The organism is Cupriavidus sp. 01L415 (genome assembly GCF_056400065.1).
In genome coordinates this window covers 1-16,324 of sequence record NZ_JBFTSP010000006.1, presented here as the reverse complement: position 1 = coordinate 16,324, position 16,324 = coordinate 1, and the positions used below count along the sequence as shown (strand labels likewise).

Sequence of the window (16,324 nt, the reverse complement as noted above, 5' to 3'; positions counted from 1 at the left end):
CTGTCAGCGCTAACGTGTTGCCTATGCATACGACAAATCAAACGCAATCGCCCCCACTCGTGGGGATCACGGGCCGCCGGGTACTGGGTGCCGGTGGCATCGGCCCGGCGACGCTGGGCTTTCTGGATGGCAACGTGGCGCAGCAAGTGCCAGCATCCGGCCCCTGTATCGATGCTGGCGACCTGCTGGTGTTGCCTGGCATCGTCGACATTCACGGCGACGCATTCGAGCGCGCGGTGATGCCGCGTCCCGGTGTCAGCTTCCCGTATGCGGGGGCGCTGATCGATGTGGACCGGCAATTGCTGGCGCACGGCATCACCACCGAATTCCACGGCGTGACGCTGTCCTGGGAAGGCGGCCTGCGCGGCGAAGCGTACGCGCTACGCATGTTCGAGGCGCTCGCGCAGTTGCAACCAGTGCTGGGTGCCGCGCACAAGGTTCATCTGCGCTTCGAAGCCTATCACCTCGCTGGCGTGGAGACCGCGCTGTCGTGGATGGCCGATGGCCGCGTGGGGCTGCTGTCGATCAACGATCACCTGCCGACCATGGCGCGCCGCATGGCCGACGACCGCAAGATGCTGCAGTACGCCGAGCGTGCCGAATGCGACGCCGAGACATTCCGCAGCCGCCTGCGCGTGGCCAGCCGCAATGCGCAGGAGGTGCCAGCCGCCATGTCGCGCCTGATCGCCGCCGCGCGCGCGGCAGGCTTGCCGGTGGCCTCGCACGATGATCCGGACGTGGCCACGCGACAGCACTATCACCGCCAGGGCTGTGGCATTGCCGAATTCCCGCTGACGATCGAAGCCGCCACGCTGGCTCGCCAGCTTGGCGATGAAACCGTGTTCGGCGCGCCGAACGTCGTGCGCGGCACCAGTCATACCGGCGCACCCAACGCGACGGAGATGGTCGCGGCGGGCCTGTGCACGGTGCTGGCGTCCGACTACTACTATCCCGCCCCGCTGCAGGCCGCGTTCAAGCTGGCGCAACTGGGGGTGGTGGACCTGGCCAGCGCCTGGCATTTGGTGTCGCGCAATCCGGCCCGCGCCGCTGGCCTGCGCGATCGTGGCACGCTGCTGCCGGGCCTGCGCGCCGACGCCATCCTGGTCGATGATCGCCAGCCTGGCCTGCCGCGTGTCTGCGGCACCATCGTCCATGGCGAGCTGAAACAGGCGACGACGGCGTTGCCGCTGATCGACATCGCCGATGCCGACTATGCCGATGCGGGCAGCCTGGCCGCGTGACCATGCAAGCGCACCGTTACGCGATCTACCTCGCGCCGGCCGAGCCGTTCCGATCGTTCGGCAGTCAATGGCTCGGCCGCAATGCCGATACGGGCGCAGCGCTGTGCATGCCGAAAGGCATGGAGCCGCGCCCCGCTGACTGGGTCAAGGCCCCGGCGCACTACGGCCTGCATGCCACGCTGAAGCCACCGTTCCGGCTTGCGGCGGGCACCGATGCGCCGATGCTCGATGCCGCCGTGCGGGACTTCGTGCGTGGCCGGGAAGGATTCGATGCCCCGCTGACACTGCGCGCGTTGCGCGGCTTTGTCGCGTGGTGCCTGGACGATGGCGCCGAGGGCCCGCGCCAGATGCATGCGCTTGCGGATGCCTGCGTGCGCACGTTCGAGCGTTTCCGTGCACCGGCCACCGCTGATGAGCTCGCCAAGCGCAGGCCGGAGCGGCTGACGGCGGAGGAGCGCCGCATGCTGGACGCCTGGGGCTACCCCTACGTCTTCGAGACCTTCACGTTCCACATCACGCTGACCGGCATGCTCGACGCCGCCAACGCGGCCGCCGCGCTCGCGCGACTATCCGCCGCGGGCATCGGGTTGCTTGAGACGCCACTCCACGTCGATGGCATCAGCGTGTTCGTGCAGCCGAAGCCGGGCGCCGACTTCATCGCCGCGCGGCACTACGGTTTCAACGGCAGTACCCTCGATGGCGCCGGCGCGGCGTACCTGGACGCATGAGCGCCCCTACGACCCATACCACTGCCGACGGTGACGGCCTGTTCTACGTCATGGGGCCGTCCGGCAGCGGCAAGGATTCGCTGCTGCGCGCGCTTCGTGAGCGCCTGGGGCCCGACGACCGCATCGTGGTTGCGCATCGCTACATCACGCGCGATGCCGACGCCAACGAGGCGTCGGTGGCGCTTTCCGCCGACGAGTTCCACCGCCGCAAGGCCCTCGGCTGCATGGCGCTGGACTGGCACAGCCACGGACTGCACTACGGCATCGGCGTGGAGATCGAGCACTGGCTGGATAAAGGGCTGAAGGTCATCGTCAACGGTTCGCGCGAGTATCTGCCGGAAGCCGTCGCACGCTACCCGAAGCTGTGCGCCGTGCACGTGCGCGTGAAGCCGGAGGTGCTGGCGGCACGATTGCGCCAGCGCGGCCGCGAATCGGAAGAGGCGATCGAGAAGCGCCTGGCGCGCGCGGGGCGAGCCTTCGATGTGCCGGCAGGCTGCCAGCTCGTGGAGATCGACAACAGCGGCGCACTGGAGGCGTCCGCGGCGACGTTTGCACAGTTGGTGGGCGTCACGTCAGTGCCAGCATCGCAAGTCTGAGATTCGGGCCGGAGCCTCGAGTCGGAAATCCCCGGCCGAGGTTCCAGGCTTCAGTACAAAACCGACATCCGCGCTCGAATGGCTGGCCTGAATCGTTAGTCAGAATTGCTGGCTTGAAGCGCAGTTCGGCGAACTAGGCCTTCATGTCAGAGATCGGTGCTGAAGCTGATGCCGTGCTCGGTAAACCCGAGCTGGCGATAGAACTGATGCGCCTGCAGGCGGCGCGCGTTCGATGACAGCGCCAGCTTGGCGGCGCCGGCCTCGCGGGCCAGGCGCATCGCCTCCCGCATCATCGCCTTGCCGATTCCCATGCCGCGCGCCGACGGCGCGACCACCACAGCCTCGACAATCGCCTCTGGGCGACCGTCGTGGACCATCACGGGAAACACCAGCAGGCTGAAGGTGCCGAGCGGCACTTCGCTTTCGTCCACCATCAGATAGCAGCGATAGTCCGGATAGCGGCGCATCGTGGCATAGCGCTCGCGCATCGTGGCCAACGGCAGCGGTGGCTCGTCATCCATCGCGGCAAGCAACGCGGAGAGGTGCAGCAGCTCGGCATCGGAACCGCGCACCTCGCGCAGGGTCAGGACCATCTCGCTCATCACGGCAACGCAGCAGGACGCGCGCAGCGCGCGGCCATGTCGAGGTAGTGCCCCATCGGCGGCGTGGCCAGGTCGACGACCTTCGCCAGGTCGTCGTAGCGGCGCAGACGCACCGCCGCATCGGCGTGGCGGTTGGCGGCGAAGGTGTCGGCCTGCGCGGCGTCGTACGGGCCGCCCTGCAGCGCCAGGCTGTGCACCGAGGCGGGCGACAGCGTGTCGAAGTAGGCCGCATCGGTGGCGCACAGGTAGCGCTTGGCAGCCACGTGCAGGCGCACTGGTTCGGTGACGTCATCGCCGAACAGGGCAGCCAGCGCATTGGCGGCAGCTTCCTGGTGGCGCATGTCGGTGGTGCTGCTTTCCGCCAGCATCAGGTGGCCGACGTCATGAAGCAAGGCGGCCACGATCAGTGGCTCGGGCTCGCCGGCGTGCTCCGCCAGCTGCGCGCACTGGAGCGCGTGCGCAGTCTGGCTGATGACCTCGCCGCCGTAGTAGGCGGTGCCGTGATTGGCAAACAGGGTTTCGATGCGGGTCAGGGTCAGCATGGTTTGACTATAGTCGCTGCGCAGGTCTCAGACGAGGACCTTGCGGATTTGCGCCGAGATGATGTCGATGGCCGTGACAAACAGGATGATGATGATCATCACGGCACAGGTCTGCGCGTACTGGAAGCTGCGGATGATTTCCCACAGCACGGTGCCGATGCCGCCGGCGCCGACGATGCCGACCACCGACGCCGAACGCACATTCGACTCGAAGCGATACAGCGCGAACGACAGCCAGAGCGGCAGGACCTGCGGAATCACGCCGTAGACGATCTCCTCGATCGGGCCGGCGCCGGTGGCGCGCACGCCTTCCACGGGGCGCGGATCGATGGCTTCCACCGCTTCGGCAAACAGCTTGGCCAGCACGCCGGTGGTGTGGATCCAGATCGCCAGCACGCCGGCGAATGGCCCGAGGCCGACTGCCACGATGAACAGCATGGCGAAGACCATCTCGTTGATGGCGCGGCAGGCATCCATGATGCGGCGCGCCGGCTGATACACCCAGGCCGGCACGATGTTGGCCGAACACAGCAGGCCCAGCGGTACGGCCATCACCACGGCGATGGCGGTGCCCCACAGCGCGATCTGGACCGTGACGAGCATCTCGTCGAGGTAGTTTTGCCAGTCGCGGAAGTTGGGCGGGAAGAAATCGGCGGCGAACTTCGCCATGTTGCCGGAATCGCGCAACAGGTCCAGCGGACGCATGTCGGCGCCCTCCCAGGACATGGCGAGCATGGCCAGCACGATCGCCCAGATCAGCATCACGGAGAGGGAGGTGCGCGGCGGCCGGACGTTACTTTGGGGCGAGGGAGGCAGGCCGGGCCTGGCGGTGGCAGTCATGGGGCAATCCGGTAGGAGGCAGGTAACAACGGCGCGGGGCCGACGCCGCGTGGCGCCATCGGCCCCGGCGGGTGGGGCTTATTGCGTGCTGATGGCCTTGTCCAGCTCGGCCAGGCGGCGGGTCACTTCGGCAAGTTGCTTTTCCTTGTCGGCGGCGGCCAGCGTGCTGTCCGATTCGATCTTGGATTTTTCCTTGGCCAGCTCGATCTGGCGGATCGGCACCAACTGCGCGTCGGACGAGGGACGGAAGCCCTGGTAGGTCAGCGTGGCCAGCACCTGCTTTTCGCGCGCGGCGTCGGCGCCCTTGCCGTAGTTCACGAAGAAGGTCTGGATCTTCTTCTTCAGATCGGGCGACAGGTCCTTGCGGTAGACCATCGGGTCGGCCGGGATCAGCGGGGACTTCCACAGCACGCGCACCTGGTCATAGGCGTTCTTGCCCGTGTTGATGCGATACCGCTCGAAGTTCTCGGTATTGTTCACCGCCACGTCCACCTGCTTGTTCAGCACGGACAGCAGGTTGGTTTCGTGGTTGCTGATGCGCACGGCCTTGAACAGGGTCTTCGGTTCCACCTTGTTGGCCGCCCACAGGTAGTAGCCGGGCACGGCGGTGCCCGACGTGGAGTTCGGATCGCCGGCGCCGTAGCTCAGGTCCTTGCCGCGCTTGATCACGTCTTCGACGCTCTTCAGGTCGCTGTCCTTGCTGACGATCAGCAGCGACCAGTAGCCCGGGTTGCCGTCCTTGTCGATCACGGAAGCAAACACTTCGCCGCTGGCGCGGTCCACGGCTTCCATGGCGGACTTGTTGCCGAACCAGGCGATCTGCACCTTGTTGAAGCGCATGCCTTCGATGATGCCGGCGTAATCGGAAGCGAAGAAGGGTTTGACCTGCACGCCCAGCGTCTTGCTGAGGTCATCGATCAGCGGTTGCCAGGCGGATTTCAGGTTCGACGACGATTCCGTCGAGATGAAGCCGATGTTCAGGGTCTTGGCGTCCTGCGCGAATGCGGGCAGGGCGACGACACCCGAGGCCACCACGGCGAGAAAGGTTCTGCGAAGCATGGATAACTCCGGTTTGGATACGCTTGGGGGTAAGAACTGGGATGCGCGAGCGGCCGTTCAGGCTGCCGCGAGATTCATCGTGACCATCGCGGGCACAGGCATGCCCTCGGTGGACGCGTTTGCTTCGGGCACGGAGTCGTGCAGCAACTCGTCGGCCTCCGTGCCATAGAGATCGCGCAGCATGCTGGGCGTGAGCGCGGCGGACGGGCCGTCGTAGACGACCTTGCCCTGACGCAGTGCCACGACGCGCGGGCAGTAGCGCATCGCTACGTCTACCTGATGCAGCGACACCACCACGGCCACTTTGCGCGTGCGATTGATCTGCGAGAGCAGCGTCATCACACGGCGCGACGATTCCGGATCGAGCGAGGCAATCGGCTCGTCGGCCAGGATCACGCGCGCGTTCTGCACCAGCGTGCGGGCGATGGCCGCGCGTTGCTGCTGCCCGCCGGAGAGCGTCGAGGCGCGCTGAAACGCATAGTCGTCTATACCAACTTGCGCGAGGGCATCGAGCCCGGCCTGGACTTCGCCAGCCCTGAAGATACGCAGCAGGCTGCGCCACTTGGGGATGCGGGTCAGCATGCCGACCAGTACGTTCGTGATCACCGGCAGGCGGCCCACGAGGTTGAACTGCTGGAACACAAAGCCGATTTCGGCGCGCACCTTGCGCACGTTGCCGGCCAGACGACCATTACGCTGCACGGTGCGACCGTTGACGAGGATCTCACCCGCGCCGGCATCGCCCGTGATGAATCCGGCCACGTGGCGCAGCAGCGTGGACTTGCCCGAACCCGAAGCGCCCAGCAGGGCGACCATTTCGCCCGGCGCGACGTGCAGCGTGACATCGTCAAGCGCCTTGCGGTCCGCGCGGAACGATTTGCTCAGTCCGCGGACTTCAATTGCATGCGTCATGTCGACTCCCTTGCTTGAATGACTTGCGCATTCTGGCGGGGGCCGATGACAGAACGATGACGTGAGACGGAGGTTTTCCGATGGATGTATCGGGGGTGAGGCATTCGGCGGCCATGCAGCGCGATGAAATCGATTTCACCGCACCGGCGGCTCCCGGTCGGGCGACCGGTCACACAGGCGATCAGCCGGGCGCCATCGCCCGGCTACCTATTACATCAGGATGATGTCGTACTGTTCCTGGTGGAACGTCGATTCCACCTGCAGCGAGATCGGCTTGCCGATGAAGTCGCCGAGCATCGCCAGATGCTGGCTCTCTTCTTCGAGGAACAGGTCGATGACGTCCTGCGAGGCCAGGATGCGGAACTCGCGCGGATTGAACTGGCGCGACTCGCGCATGATCTCGCGGAAGATGTCGTAGCACACCGTGCGCGGCGTCTTGACCTGGCCCTTGCCCGAGCACACCGGGCACTGCTCGCACAGCACGTGCGCGAGCGATTCGCGCGTGCGCTTGCGCGTCATCTCCACCAGCCCCAACTGCGAGAAGCTGTTCACCGTGATGCGCGTGCGGTCTCGCGACAGCGCACGCTTGAGTTCGGAGAGCACCGCATCGCGATGCTCGACGTTCTCCATGTCGATGAAGTCGATGATGATAATGCCGCCCAGGTTGCGCAGGCGCAGCTGGCGCGCGATGGTGTGGGCGGCCTCGAGATTGGTCTTGAAGATCGTGTCGTCGAAGTTGCGCGCGCCCACGTAGCCGCCGGTGTTGACGTCGATCGTCGTCATCGCCTCGGTCTGGTCGATCATCAGATAGCCGCCGGACTTCAGGTCCACGCGGCGCGACAGCGCCTTTTCGATCTCGGCGTCGATGTTGAACAGGTCGAAGATCGGCCGTTCGCCCGTGTAGTGCGACAGGCGCGCCAGCACGGCCGGGGTGTACTCCTGCGCGAACTCCACGAGTTTCTGGTAGTTCTCGCGCGAATCGATCTGAATCACGCCGGTGGCGTCATTGATGAAGTCGCGCAGCACGCGCTGCGCCAGGTTCAGGTCCTGGTAGAGCAGGCTCGGCGCCGGCTGCGTGGTGGCATTGAGCCGGATCGCCGCCCAGATCTTGCGCAGGTAGGCGATGTCGTTGCCCAGTTCCTCGTCGGTGGCTTCCTCCGCGATCGTGCGGACGATAAAGCCGCCGCGCTCGTCGGTCGGCACCAGGCCCTGCACGCGCGCGCGCAGCGCTTCGCGATCCACCTCGCCCTCGATGCGTTGCGAGATGCCGATATGCGGATCCTGCGGCAGGTACACCAGCGTGCGGCCGGCGATGCTGACCTGCGTGGAAAGCCGCGCGCCCTTGGTGCCGATCGGGTCCTTGATGACCTGCACCATCAGCGCCTGGCCTTCGTACAACGTCTTCTCGATGGCCAGCGGGGCGGCGCCGTTCTTGTCCGGGTCGCGCGGGTGCCAGATGTCGGCAACGTGCAGGAACGCGGCCCGCTCGAGACCTACGTCGATGAAAGCGGATTGCATGCCCGGCAGCACACGCACGACCTTGCCCAGGTAGATGTTGCCGACCAGCCCGCGTGTGAGCGTGCGTTCGACATGCAGTTCCTGGACGGCAGCCTGCTGCACGATGGCAACGCGCGTTTCTTGCGGCGTGATGTTGACGAGGATGTCTTCAGTCATAGCGGTGGATGCGCGTCGCCGGTATGCCGGCGCTTGTTGTTGTCGTCCGGCGGCTGACCGGACTTCTGACCCCTGCCTGCCGTGTCAGACGCAGCCGGGAGGGTGTCGCGCTCAGAAGCGCAGGCCAGCCTCGCGTAGCAGTGCCGCGGTCTCGAACAAAGGCAAGCCCATGATACCCGAATAGCTCCCGTCGATCCGCTCGACAAACTCGGCCGCACGGCCCTGAATGCCGTATGCGCCGGCCTTTCCGAGGGGCTCGCCGCTGGCCACGTAGCGGTCGATCTCGGCGCTTGCCATCGCGCGGAAAGTGACGTGGGAGATCGACAGCGCGTGACGCAGGCCCAGCGAGGAAATCACGGTCACGGCGGTTAGTACGCGATGGGTGGTGCCGGACAGTGCGGCGAGCATGGCCGCGGCGTCGGCGGCGTCCGCGGGCTTGCCGAGGATGTCGCCGCCCCGGCAAACCGTGGTATCCGAGGTGAGGATCGGGGCATCGGGCAGGCCGCGGCGTTCGCGGCGGCGCAGGGCGGCTTCGGCCTTGAGCGCGCAGACGCGCTGGACGTACGCGTCGGGGGTCTCGCCGGGCAGCACGGCCTCCAGTGCCTCGGCGTCTTCGCCGTCATCGGCCAGCAGGAGTTCGTACGGCACGCCCAACTGCGTCAGGAGTTCGCGGCGTCGGGGGCTTTGGGAGGCGAGGTAGAGGATGTCGGCGGTCACGGCAGGCTTGGAAATGACGCGGCCGCGCGGCGGCATGCCGGGCGGCCCGTGGTGTGCCGATTGTACCCGCCGGGGATATGCGCGGATGCCGCGCGCGGACGTACCCGGTTGAGCCCAGGCGAGCTCAGACGCGGTGGTAGGGGTGGTTCTGGGTGACCGACCAGGCGCGATAGAGCTGCTCGGCCAGTAGCACGCGCACCATGCCGTGCGGCAGGGTCAGGCTGGAAAGACGAATCAGCGTCTGGGCCCGGGCCTTGAGGGCCGGGTCGAGGCCATCGGCGCCGCCGATCAGGAAGGCGACGTCGCCGCCATCGCGTTGCCAGCCGGTCAGTTGTTCGGCCAGCTGGACCGTGGTGAAGTCGCGCCCGCGCTCATCGAGCGCAACGATGCGGCATTGCCTGGACAGCGAGCCTAGGATCGACTCGATGCGCGCGGCCTCGCGCTGCATCACGGTGGCGGCGTTGTTGCTGGAGGAACGGGCTTCCGGCTTGACCTCGCGCAGCTCGATGCGCAGTTCGGGCGGCATGCGCTTGGCATACTCCGCAAAGCCGGTTTCGATCCAGCCGGGCATCTTGTGGCCAACGGCCACGATGACGAGTTGCATATGCGATGCCCGGTGGATGCAGGGTCAGGCGATCAGCCGATCGGGCCAAACGTGTGGATCAGGCCGAGCGCGTGGCGCGCTTGCGCGGCGCGGCCGTCTTGGTTGCGGGCTTGGCCGTCGTCTTCGTTGCCGTCCTGCCCGACGTCTTGGCGGGGGCCTTCGCAGCAGCCTTCTTCACGGGGGCCTTGGCGGCGGTCGTCTTGCGTGCCGTCGTGCCGCTGGCGGTCTTGCGTGCCGTCGTGGTCTTGACGGCCGTGCCGGTGCTCGTCTTGCGCACCGGCTTGCGGATCGTGGCAATCGCGTCCGGGTCGGTGTCCTCGTGGCCCATCGGCGGCGAAGGTTCCTTCATGCCTTCCGGCAGGCGGGCCAGCGCCGGGCGCAGGTTCGATGCGCGGCGCACGCGCGGTGCGGCCGCCTCGTCTTCGTCTTCGCCATCCATCGGCTCGCTGGCCTTGACCAGGCCGCGCTTGGCGGCGAGCTTCAGGCGCACCGGCTTGTCGCCCCAGATTTCTTCCAGGTTGTAGTACAGGCGCAGTTGCGGTTGCAGGATGTGCACCACGGCATCGCCGCAGTCCACCAGCACCCATTCGCCGGTCTCCAGCCCTTCCACGGCCACGATATGGCCGCCGGCATCCTTCACCGTATCCCGCACGGACGCCGCGAGCGCCTTGGTCTGGCGGTTCGAATTGCCGCTGGCGATCACCACCCGGTCGAACAATTCGGTCAGGTGAGTGGTGTCGAACACCTTGATGTCCTGCGCTTTGACATCCTCGAGCCCGTCGACGATGGCGCGTTGCAGTTTACGAATATCCATGGTGTCTTTCTTGTTCAGCTTCATTCGGGTAGGGGTGCGAGCCGGCTCAGGAGTTGCGGTACAACCCGTGACTCGCGATGTAGTGTGCCACGCCGGCAGGCAGTTGGTCATCCGCCGGCTGGCCGTCGGCCAGGCGCTGGCGCAGGCCGGTGGAGGACAGGTCGACGGCAAGCGTCTGGTCGATCCACATCCGGCCGGAGGGCGTGCATTGTATCAGGTGCGTGTCCGCCAGCCGGTCGTTCATGGCGGCGAGCACCGGGCCGTCCAGCGCGGCCAGGTCGAAGCCGGGGCGGGTGGCGATGCAAAGGTGCACCTGCTCGAACAGGGCTTCCCAGCCGTGCCATGTGTGCAGGCGCAACAACTGGTCGGCCCCCATCAGCCAGGACATGGAGGTATTCGGGCCGTACGCATCACGCAGGTGGCGGACGGTGTCGACCGTATAGCTGGGGCCATCGCGGTCCACTTCCATGCGGCTGACGCGGATCGTGGCATTGCCGCCGTCGATTGTCGCCGCGGCCAGCTCGGTCATGGCCAGCCGGTCGGACGAAGGCGTCACGTGGCCACCCTTTTGCCAGGAGTGACCGGTGGGAATCCAGACCAGTTCGTCCAGCGCCAGGTGGTCGATGCACAACTGCGCCAGCGCGACATGGCCGCGGTGCGGCGGGTCGAAAGTGCCGCCTAGGATGCCCAGGCGGTACGGTCGGTCGGTGTCGGCGGGGGTGCGGGGGGAGGGAGAGGAGGCAGGAACAGTCATCACACTCGCCGTCAGGCCCACTCGCGTGCCGGCAGGAAGTCGGTGTACAGCGCGGCTTCGGCGCTGCCCGGCTCGGGTTGCCAGTCGTAGCGCCAGGTCACCTGCGGCGGCATCGACATCAGGATGGATTCGGCGCGACCGCCCGATTGCAGGCCAAACAGCGTGCCACGGTCGAAGACCAGGTTGAATTCCACGTAGCGGCCGCGGCGATAGGCCTGGAAGTCGCGTTCGCGCGCACCGTAGGGCGTGTCCTTGCGGGCGTCGAGGATCGGCAGGTAGGCATCGAGGAAGGCATCGCCCACGGACTGCATCATCGCAAAGCTGCGGTCGAAGCCCAGTGCCGAGAAATCGTCGAAGAACACGCCACCGATGCCGCGGGCTTCTCCGCGGTGCCGCAGGAAGAAGTACTCATCGCACCACTGCTTGAAGCGCGGATACAGGTCATCGCCAAACGGGGCCAGCGACGCCTGGCAAGTGCGGTGGAAGTGTGCGCAGTCGTCCGCGTTGCCGTAGTAGGGCGTCAGGTCCATGCCGCCGCCGAACCACCAGACCGGGTCGGCATCGGGTTTCACCGCCAGGAAGCAGCGCACGTTCATGTGAACCGTGGGGACGTACGGATTGCGGGGGTGGAACACCAGCGAGACGCCCATTGCCTCGAAGCTGCGTCCGGCGAGTTCCGGCCGGTTGGCACTGGCCGACGGAGGGAGCGTATCGCCGCGAACATGCGAGAAGCCCACGCCGGCGCGTTCCATCACGGCACCGCCTTCCAGGATGCGAGTGCGGCCACTGCCGCGCAGGCGCTCGGTGGGCGGTTTCTCCCAGCTGTCGGTCAGGAACGCCTGCCCGTCCACGGCGGCAATGGCGTCGGTGATGCGGTCTTGCAGGCCGAGCAGGTAGGCTCGGACTGCCTGGGAATCGATCATGATGAGCGGGTCTGGATGGGCCGGTGGCAGGGCGGCCGGGCGCAGGCGCCGGCCGTCATCGCGGTGTCACGATTGTACCGGCTGGATTCGCCCCGCGGGGCGTGGGGCGAATCCCGGCGCAACTCAGCGCTTGATGGCGCGGTAGCCAATGTCGGTGCGGTATTGCATGCCGTCGAAGCGGATCTGCTCCACCGCGGCATAGGCATTGCGCTGGGCGGCCTTGACGGTGTCGGCCAGGCCCACCACGCACAGCACGCGGCCGCCCGAGGTCAGCAGCGTGCCGTCCTTGAGCGTGGTGCCGGCGTGGAACGTCACGGCTTCGTCGGTTTCGGCCGGGATGCCGGTGATGGCATCGCCGCGGCGCGGATCTTCCGGGTAGTTGTACGCGGCGATTACCACGCCCAGTGCCGTGCGGCGGTCCCAGTCGAGCTCGATCTGGTCCAGCTTGCCGTCCACGGCGGCTTCCATGACGTCGACGAGGTCGGTCTTCAGGCGCGCCATGATCGGCTGGGTTTCCGGATCGCCCATGCGGCAGTTGAATTCCAGCGTCTTCGGGTTGCCGTCCTTGTCGATCATCAGGCCGGCGTACAGGAAGCCGGTGTACGGGATGCCGTCCTTTTCCATGCCGCGCACGGTCGGCATGATGATCTCGCGCAGTGCGCGGGCATGCAGGGCCGGGGTGACCACCGGTGCGGGCGAATATGCGCCCATGCCGCCGGTGTTGGGGCCCGCGTCCGCGTCCAGCAGGCGCTTGTGGTCCTGGCTGGTGGCCAGGGCCAGCACGTTCTTGCCGTCCACCAGCACGATGAAGCTGGCTTCCTCGCCGTCCAGGAATTCCTCGATGACCACGCGTGCGCCGGCGTCGCCGAGCTTGTTGTCGGCCAGCATCATGTCGACGGCCGTGTGCGCTTCTTCCAGCGTCATCGCCACGACCACGCCCTTGCCCGCGGCCAGGCCATCGGCCTTGATCACGATCGGCGCGCCCTGCGCGTCGATGTAGGCGTGCGCGCCGGCGGCGTCCGCGAACGTCTGGTAGGCGGCCGTCGGAATGTTGTGGCGGTGCATGAAGGCCTTGGCGAAGTCCTTCGAGGATTCCAGCTGCGCGGCGGCCTGCGTGGGCCCGAAGATGCGCAGGCCACGGGCGCGGAACACGTCGACGATACCGGCGGCCAGCGGTGCCTCGGGGCCGACCACGGTGAAAGCCACGCCTTCGCGCTCGACAAATGCGGCCAGCACTTCCGGATCGGTCAGCGGCACGTTCTGCAGGCGCTTGTCGAGTGCCGTGCCGCCGTTGCCCGGCGCGACGTACACCACTTGCATCTTGGGGGACTGGGCCAATTTCCAGGCCAGTGCGTGCTCACGCCCACCGGAGCCGACAACCAATACTTTCATGATCACTGCCAGAAAAGAAACGCATGCGAAAAGCGGCAGCTGGCCGGAGCCGGGCTGCCGCCGTGGGGCGGGGCGGAGGACTTACTCCTCGATCACCGCGTTGGTGAAGACTTCCTGCACGTCGTCCAGGTTTTCCAGGGCGTCCAGCAGCTTCTGCATCTTCACGGCGTCGTCGCCGGTAAAGCTCACTTCGTTTTGCGGCTTCATCACCACGTCCGCCACTTCGGCCTTGAAGCCGGCGCCTTCCAGCGCGGTCTTGACCACGGGGAAGTCGTTGGGCGGGCAGGTGACTTCGATGGAGCCGTCGTCGTTGGTCACCACGTCGTCCGCACCGGCTTCCAGCGCGGCGTCCATCAGCTTGTCCTCGGGAGTGCCGGGGGCGAACAGGAACTGGCCGCAGTGCGTGAACATGAAGGCCACGGAGCCTTCCGTGCCCATGTTGCCGTTGTGCTTGGAGAACGCGTGGCGGACTTCGGCCACGGTGCGGGTGCGGTTGTCGGTCAGGCAATCCACGATGATCGCGGCGCCGGCCAGGCCGTAGCCTTCGTACCGGATTTCCTCGTAGTTGGCGCCTTCCAGGCCGCCCACGCCGCGCTGGATGGCGCGCTGGATGTTGTCCTTGGGCATGTTCGCGTCCATGGCCTTGTCGATCGACAGGCGCAGGCGCGGGTTGGAATCGGCATCACCACCGCCCAGCTTGGCGGCCACGGTGATTTCCTTGATCAGGCGCGTCCAGATCTTGCCCCGCTTGGCGTCAGCAGCGGCTTTCTTGTGTTTGATATTGGCCCATTTGGAATGACCGGCCATGATTCTCTCCGAGGCGGAAAACGTGTCGTGTAGCGTGTTGTCAGGCGGTGCTGCGCGGGTTTGCCGGCGCGCAAGGGCGTCGTGACGACGATTGCAGGGATTGCCGGCGTGCCGCCGCTGGCTCGGGATCAGGGTTCCGTGACAGGCTCTGTGACAGTTTCTGACGATCCGGCGACCACGCCATGTGATTGATGTGCCAATCTGCTGGCTATAATCAGCGCAGGATTTTATCACGCGCCCCTGCCGCGCCGAAGCGCCTTGCGCCTGACTTCGTAGCGCCGCTCTTATCATCCTTCGCATCGCCGATCGCCTTGGCACCGGCGTTGTTTTTCGCCACCGTCCCTCTGACCGCCGAGACCATCATGGCCGACCCCATCCTCATCGCCAAGAACGCCGACCACGACCTGGTGCTGCTGCCCGAAATGGGCAACCGCCACGGCCTGATCACCGGCGCCACTGGCACCGGCAAGACCGTCACGCTGCAAACGCTGGCGCAGGGTTTTTCCCGGCTGGGCGTGCCCGTGTTCATGGCGGACGTCAAAGGTGATCTGACAGGCATTTCCCAGCTCGGCCAGGCGTCCGACAAGCTCAAGGCCCGCATGGCCGAGCACGGCCTGCCCGAGCCTGCCTGGGGCGCCTGCCCGACCACGCTGTGGGATGTCTTCGGCGAAAAGGGCCATCCCGTCCGGGCGACGGTGTCGCACATGGGGCCGCTGCTGCTGTCCCGCATGCTGGAGCTCAACGACACCCAGCAGGGCGTGCTGAACCTCGTGTTCCGCATTGCCGATGCCAACGGTCTGCTGCTGCTCGACGCCAAGGATCTGCGCGCGATGCTGCAGTACGTGGGGGACAACGCCAGCCAGTTCACGACCGAGTACGGCAATATTTCCTCGGCGTCGATCGGCGCGATCCAGCGCGGGCTGGTGGCGCTGGATTCGCAGGGCGCGGACAAGTTCTTCGGCGAGCCGATGCTCAACCTCGAGGACTTCATCCAGACCGAGCGCGGACAGGGCGTCATCAACATCCTGTCGGCGGACAAGCTGATGAATGCGCCGCGGCTGTATGCGACGTTCCTGCTGTGGATGCTGTCCGAGCTGTTCGAGAAGCTGCCCGAGGCGGGCGATCTCGACAAGCCCAAGCTGGTCTTCTTCTTCGACGAGGCCCACCTGCTGTTCAACGATGCGCCCAAGGGCCTGCTGGACAAGATCGAACAGGTGGTTCGACTGGTGCGTTCCAAGGGCGTGGGCGTGTACTTCGTGACGCAGAATCCGGTCGATATTCCCGATACCGTGCTGGGGCAGCTGGGCAATCGCGTACAGCACGCGCTGCGCGCATTCACGCCGCGCGACCAGAAAGCGGTCAAGGTGGCGGCCACGACGATGCGCGCCAATCCGAAGCTCGATGTGGAGCAGGTGATCGGCGAACTGGGCGTGGGCGAGGCGCTGGTGTCGTGCCTCGATGCCAAGGGCACGCCGACGGTGACCGAGCGCGCGTGGGTCCTGGCGCCGGGCAGCCGTATCGGCCCGGTAACGGACGACGAGCGTCGCGCGCTGATTGCGAACTCGCTGGTGGCAGGCGCCTATGAGAAGACGATCGATCGCGAATCGGCGTACGAGAAGCTGCGCGGTGGCGTGGCTGCTGCGGGAAATGGTGCGCAGGCGGGCGCGCAGACCGGCGCAAAAGCGGGCGGTGCCGCAACGACCGCCGGCGGGACGCCGCAGGAAGGGGAGGGCGGCGGATGGCTGGGGCAGGCCGGCGAGATTTTCGGCTCGCTGACCAAGGGCACGGGCAAGACTGGCCGTGGGGACTCGATTCTCGAATCGATGGCGAAGTCGGCGGCGCGGACGGTTGGGTCGCAGGTCGGGCGCGAGCTGATTCGCGGTGTGTTGGGGAGCCTGCTGGGCGGTGGTGGCAGGAAGAAGTAAAGCTGGCCGGCGATGGCGCCGGACCCTAAGAAAACGCCTGCAACATTGAACTGCACCCCAAAAGTTGGACACCAACTTTTGGGGTGTTTTTTATGTATCGGTACTCGGAGCAGTTCAGGCTGACAGTGATCCAGGACTATCTGGACGGTCAGTCAAGCTTTGATGAGATCGCCAACCGCCATGGCGTAGACAGC

At 66.4% G+C, this 16,324-nt stretch carries 19 protein-coding genes; 5 read left to right on the top strand and 14 right to left on the bottom strand.

What is annotated here, in order from left to right; genetic code table 11:
* Positions 1-23 precede the first annotated feature (23 nt).
* Genes AC1DOX_RS13015 through phnN form a run of 3 tightly spaced genes read left to right on the top strand, consistent with a single transcriptional unit; the run spans position 24 to position 2,565 of the window.
* Positions 24-1,241: an alpha-D-ribose 1-methylphosphonate 5-triphosphate diphosphatase gene (locus AC1DOX_RS13015; protein ID WP_441619678.1), complete on the top strand. Its 1,218-nt coding sequence runs from the start codon at positions 24-26 to the stop codon at positions 1,239-1,241.
* Positions 1,238-1,969 carry a DUF1045 domain-containing protein gene (locus AC1DOX_RS13010; RefSeq protein ID WP_477101399.1) on the top strand — a complete coding sequence of 244 codons (732 nt, stop codon included), beginning with the start codon at positions 1,238-1,240 and terminating at the stop codon, positions 1,967-1,969. Before AC1DOX_RS13015 ends, AC1DOX_RS13010 begins: the two co-directional genes overlap by 4 nt.
* Positions 1,966-2,565: a phosphonate metabolism protein/1,5-bisphosphokinase (PRPP-forming) PhnN gene (gene phnN / locus AC1DOX_RS13005; protein ID WP_441619674.1), complete on the top strand. Its 600-nt coding sequence runs from the start codon at positions 1,966-1,968 to the stop codon at positions 2,563-2,565. Before AC1DOX_RS13010 ends, phnN begins: the two co-directional genes overlap by 4 nt.
* Positions 2,566-2,711: 146 nt before the next feature.
* Here phnN and AC1DOX_RS13000 read toward each other — a convergent pair whose 3' ends face one another.
* The 14 genes from AC1DOX_RS13000 to AC1DOX_RS12935 form a co-directional block, all read right to left on the bottom strand.
* Entirely contained in the window at positions 2,712-3,167 is a 456-nt protein-coding gene (locus tag AC1DOX_RS13000) for a GNAT family N-acetyltransferase (RefSeq protein WP_441619672.1), read from the bottom strand.
* Entirely contained in the window at positions 3,167-3,709 is a 543-nt protein-coding gene (locus tag AC1DOX_RS12995) for a phosphonate degradation HD-domain oxygenase (RefSeq protein ID WP_441619670.1), read from the bottom strand. The genes AC1DOX_RS13000 and AC1DOX_RS12995 overlap by 1 nt, the downstream gene beginning before the upstream one ends.
* 27 nt (positions 3,710-3,736) lie before the next feature.
* A complete protein-coding gene (gene phnE, locus AC1DOX_RS12990; protein WP_092139040.1) occupies positions 3,737-4,549 on the bottom strand; it encodes a phosphonate ABC transporter, permease protein PhnE in 813 nt (270 codons plus the stop codon).
* Between the two features lie 78 nt (positions 4,550-4,627).
* Positions 4,628-5,608, bottom strand: a complete 981-nt coding sequence (phnD, locus tag AC1DOX_RS12985; protein ID WP_441619668.1) for a phosphonate ABC transporter substrate-binding protein — start codon at positions 5,606-5,608, stop codon at positions 4,628-4,630.
* A gap of 57 nt (positions 5,609-5,665) precedes the next feature.
* Positions 5,666-6,520 (bottom strand): phosphonate ABC transporter ATP-binding protein, encoded by an 855-nt coding sequence (phnC, locus tag AC1DOX_RS12980; RefSeq protein ID WP_477101398.1) that lies wholly within the window; start codon positions 6,518-6,520, stop codon positions 5,666-5,668.
* Between the two features lie 210 nt (positions 6,521-6,730).
* On the bottom strand, positions 6,731-8,194 hold the full coding sequence (gene rng, locus AC1DOX_RS12975) for a ribonuclease G (protein ID WP_477101397.1): 1,464 nt from the start codon (positions 8,192-8,194) through the stop codon (positions 6,731-6,733).
* 111 nt (positions 8,195-8,305) lie between these two features.
* Complete coding sequence (locus tag AC1DOX_RS12970) at positions 8,306-8,947, bottom strand: Maf family protein (RefSeq protein ID WP_441619662.1); 642 nt, start codon at positions 8,945-8,947, stop codon at positions 8,306-8,308.
* Positions 8,948-9,035: 88 nt separating this feature from the next.
* Positions 9,036-9,515 carry a 23S rRNA (pseudouridine(1915)-N(3))-methyltransferase RlmH gene (rlmH, locus tag AC1DOX_RS12965; protein ID WP_441619660.1) on the bottom strand — a complete coding sequence of 160 codons (480 nt, stop codon included), beginning with the start codon at positions 9,513-9,515 and terminating at the stop codon, positions 9,036-9,038.
* 58 nt (positions 9,516-9,573) lie between these two features.
* Positions 9,574-10,329 carry a ribosome silencing factor gene (gene rsfS / locus AC1DOX_RS12960; RefSeq protein WP_441619658.1) on the bottom strand — a complete coding sequence of 252 codons (756 nt, stop codon included), beginning with the start codon at positions 10,327-10,329 and terminating at the stop codon, positions 9,574-9,576.
* Between the two features lie 46 nt (positions 10,330-10,375).
* Positions 10,376-11,083, bottom strand: a complete 708-nt coding sequence (locus AC1DOX_RS12955) for a nicotinate-nucleotide adenylyltransferase (protein ID WP_441619656.1) — start codon at positions 11,081-11,083, stop codon at positions 10,376-10,378.
* Positions 11,084-11,094: 11 nt separating this feature from the next.
* Positions 11,095-12,006 carry an oxygen-dependent coproporphyrinogen oxidase gene (gene hemF, locus AC1DOX_RS12950; protein WP_441619654.1) on the bottom strand — a complete coding sequence of 304 codons (912 nt, stop codon included), beginning with the start codon at positions 12,004-12,006 and terminating at the stop codon, positions 11,095-11,097.
* A gap of 123 nt (positions 12,007-12,129) precedes the next feature.
* Positions 12,130-13,398, bottom strand: a complete 1,269-nt coding sequence (purD, locus tag AC1DOX_RS12945) for a phosphoribosylamine--glycine ligase (RefSeq protein ID WP_092139021.1) — start codon at positions 13,396-13,398, stop codon at positions 12,130-12,132.
* Positions 13,399-13,479: 81 nt separating this feature from the next.
* Positions 13,480-14,205, bottom strand: a complete 726-nt coding sequence (locus AC1DOX_RS12940; RefSeq protein WP_441619652.1) for a YebC/PmpR family DNA-binding transcriptional regulator — start codon at positions 14,203-14,205, stop codon at positions 13,480-13,482.
* Between the two features lie 214 nt (positions 14,206-14,419).
* Positions 14,420-14,569: a hypothetical protein gene (locus tag AC1DOX_RS12935; protein ID WP_441619650.1), complete on the bottom strand. Its 150-nt coding sequence runs from the start codon at positions 14,567-14,569 to the stop codon at positions 14,420-14,422.
* On the opposite strand from AC1DOX_RS12935, the gene AC1DOX_RS12930 reads away from it, so the two are divergent.
* Both AC1DOX_RS12930 and AC1DOX_RS12925 read left to right on the top strand, forming a co-directional pair.
* The gene (locus AC1DOX_RS12930) at positions 14,568-16,130 is read left to right on the top strand and encodes a helicase HerA-like C-terminal domain-containing protein (protein ID WP_441619648.1); all 1,563 of its coding nucleotides are present in this window, start codon (positions 14,568-14,570) and stop codon (positions 16,128-16,130) included. The genes AC1DOX_RS12935 and AC1DOX_RS12930 overlap by 2 nt on opposite strands.
* Positions 16,131-16,222: 92 nt before the next feature.
* On the top strand, positions 16,223-16,324 hold a 102-nt coding region (locus AC1DOX_RS12925; protein ID WP_441619856.1), incomplete at its 3' end, for a transposase.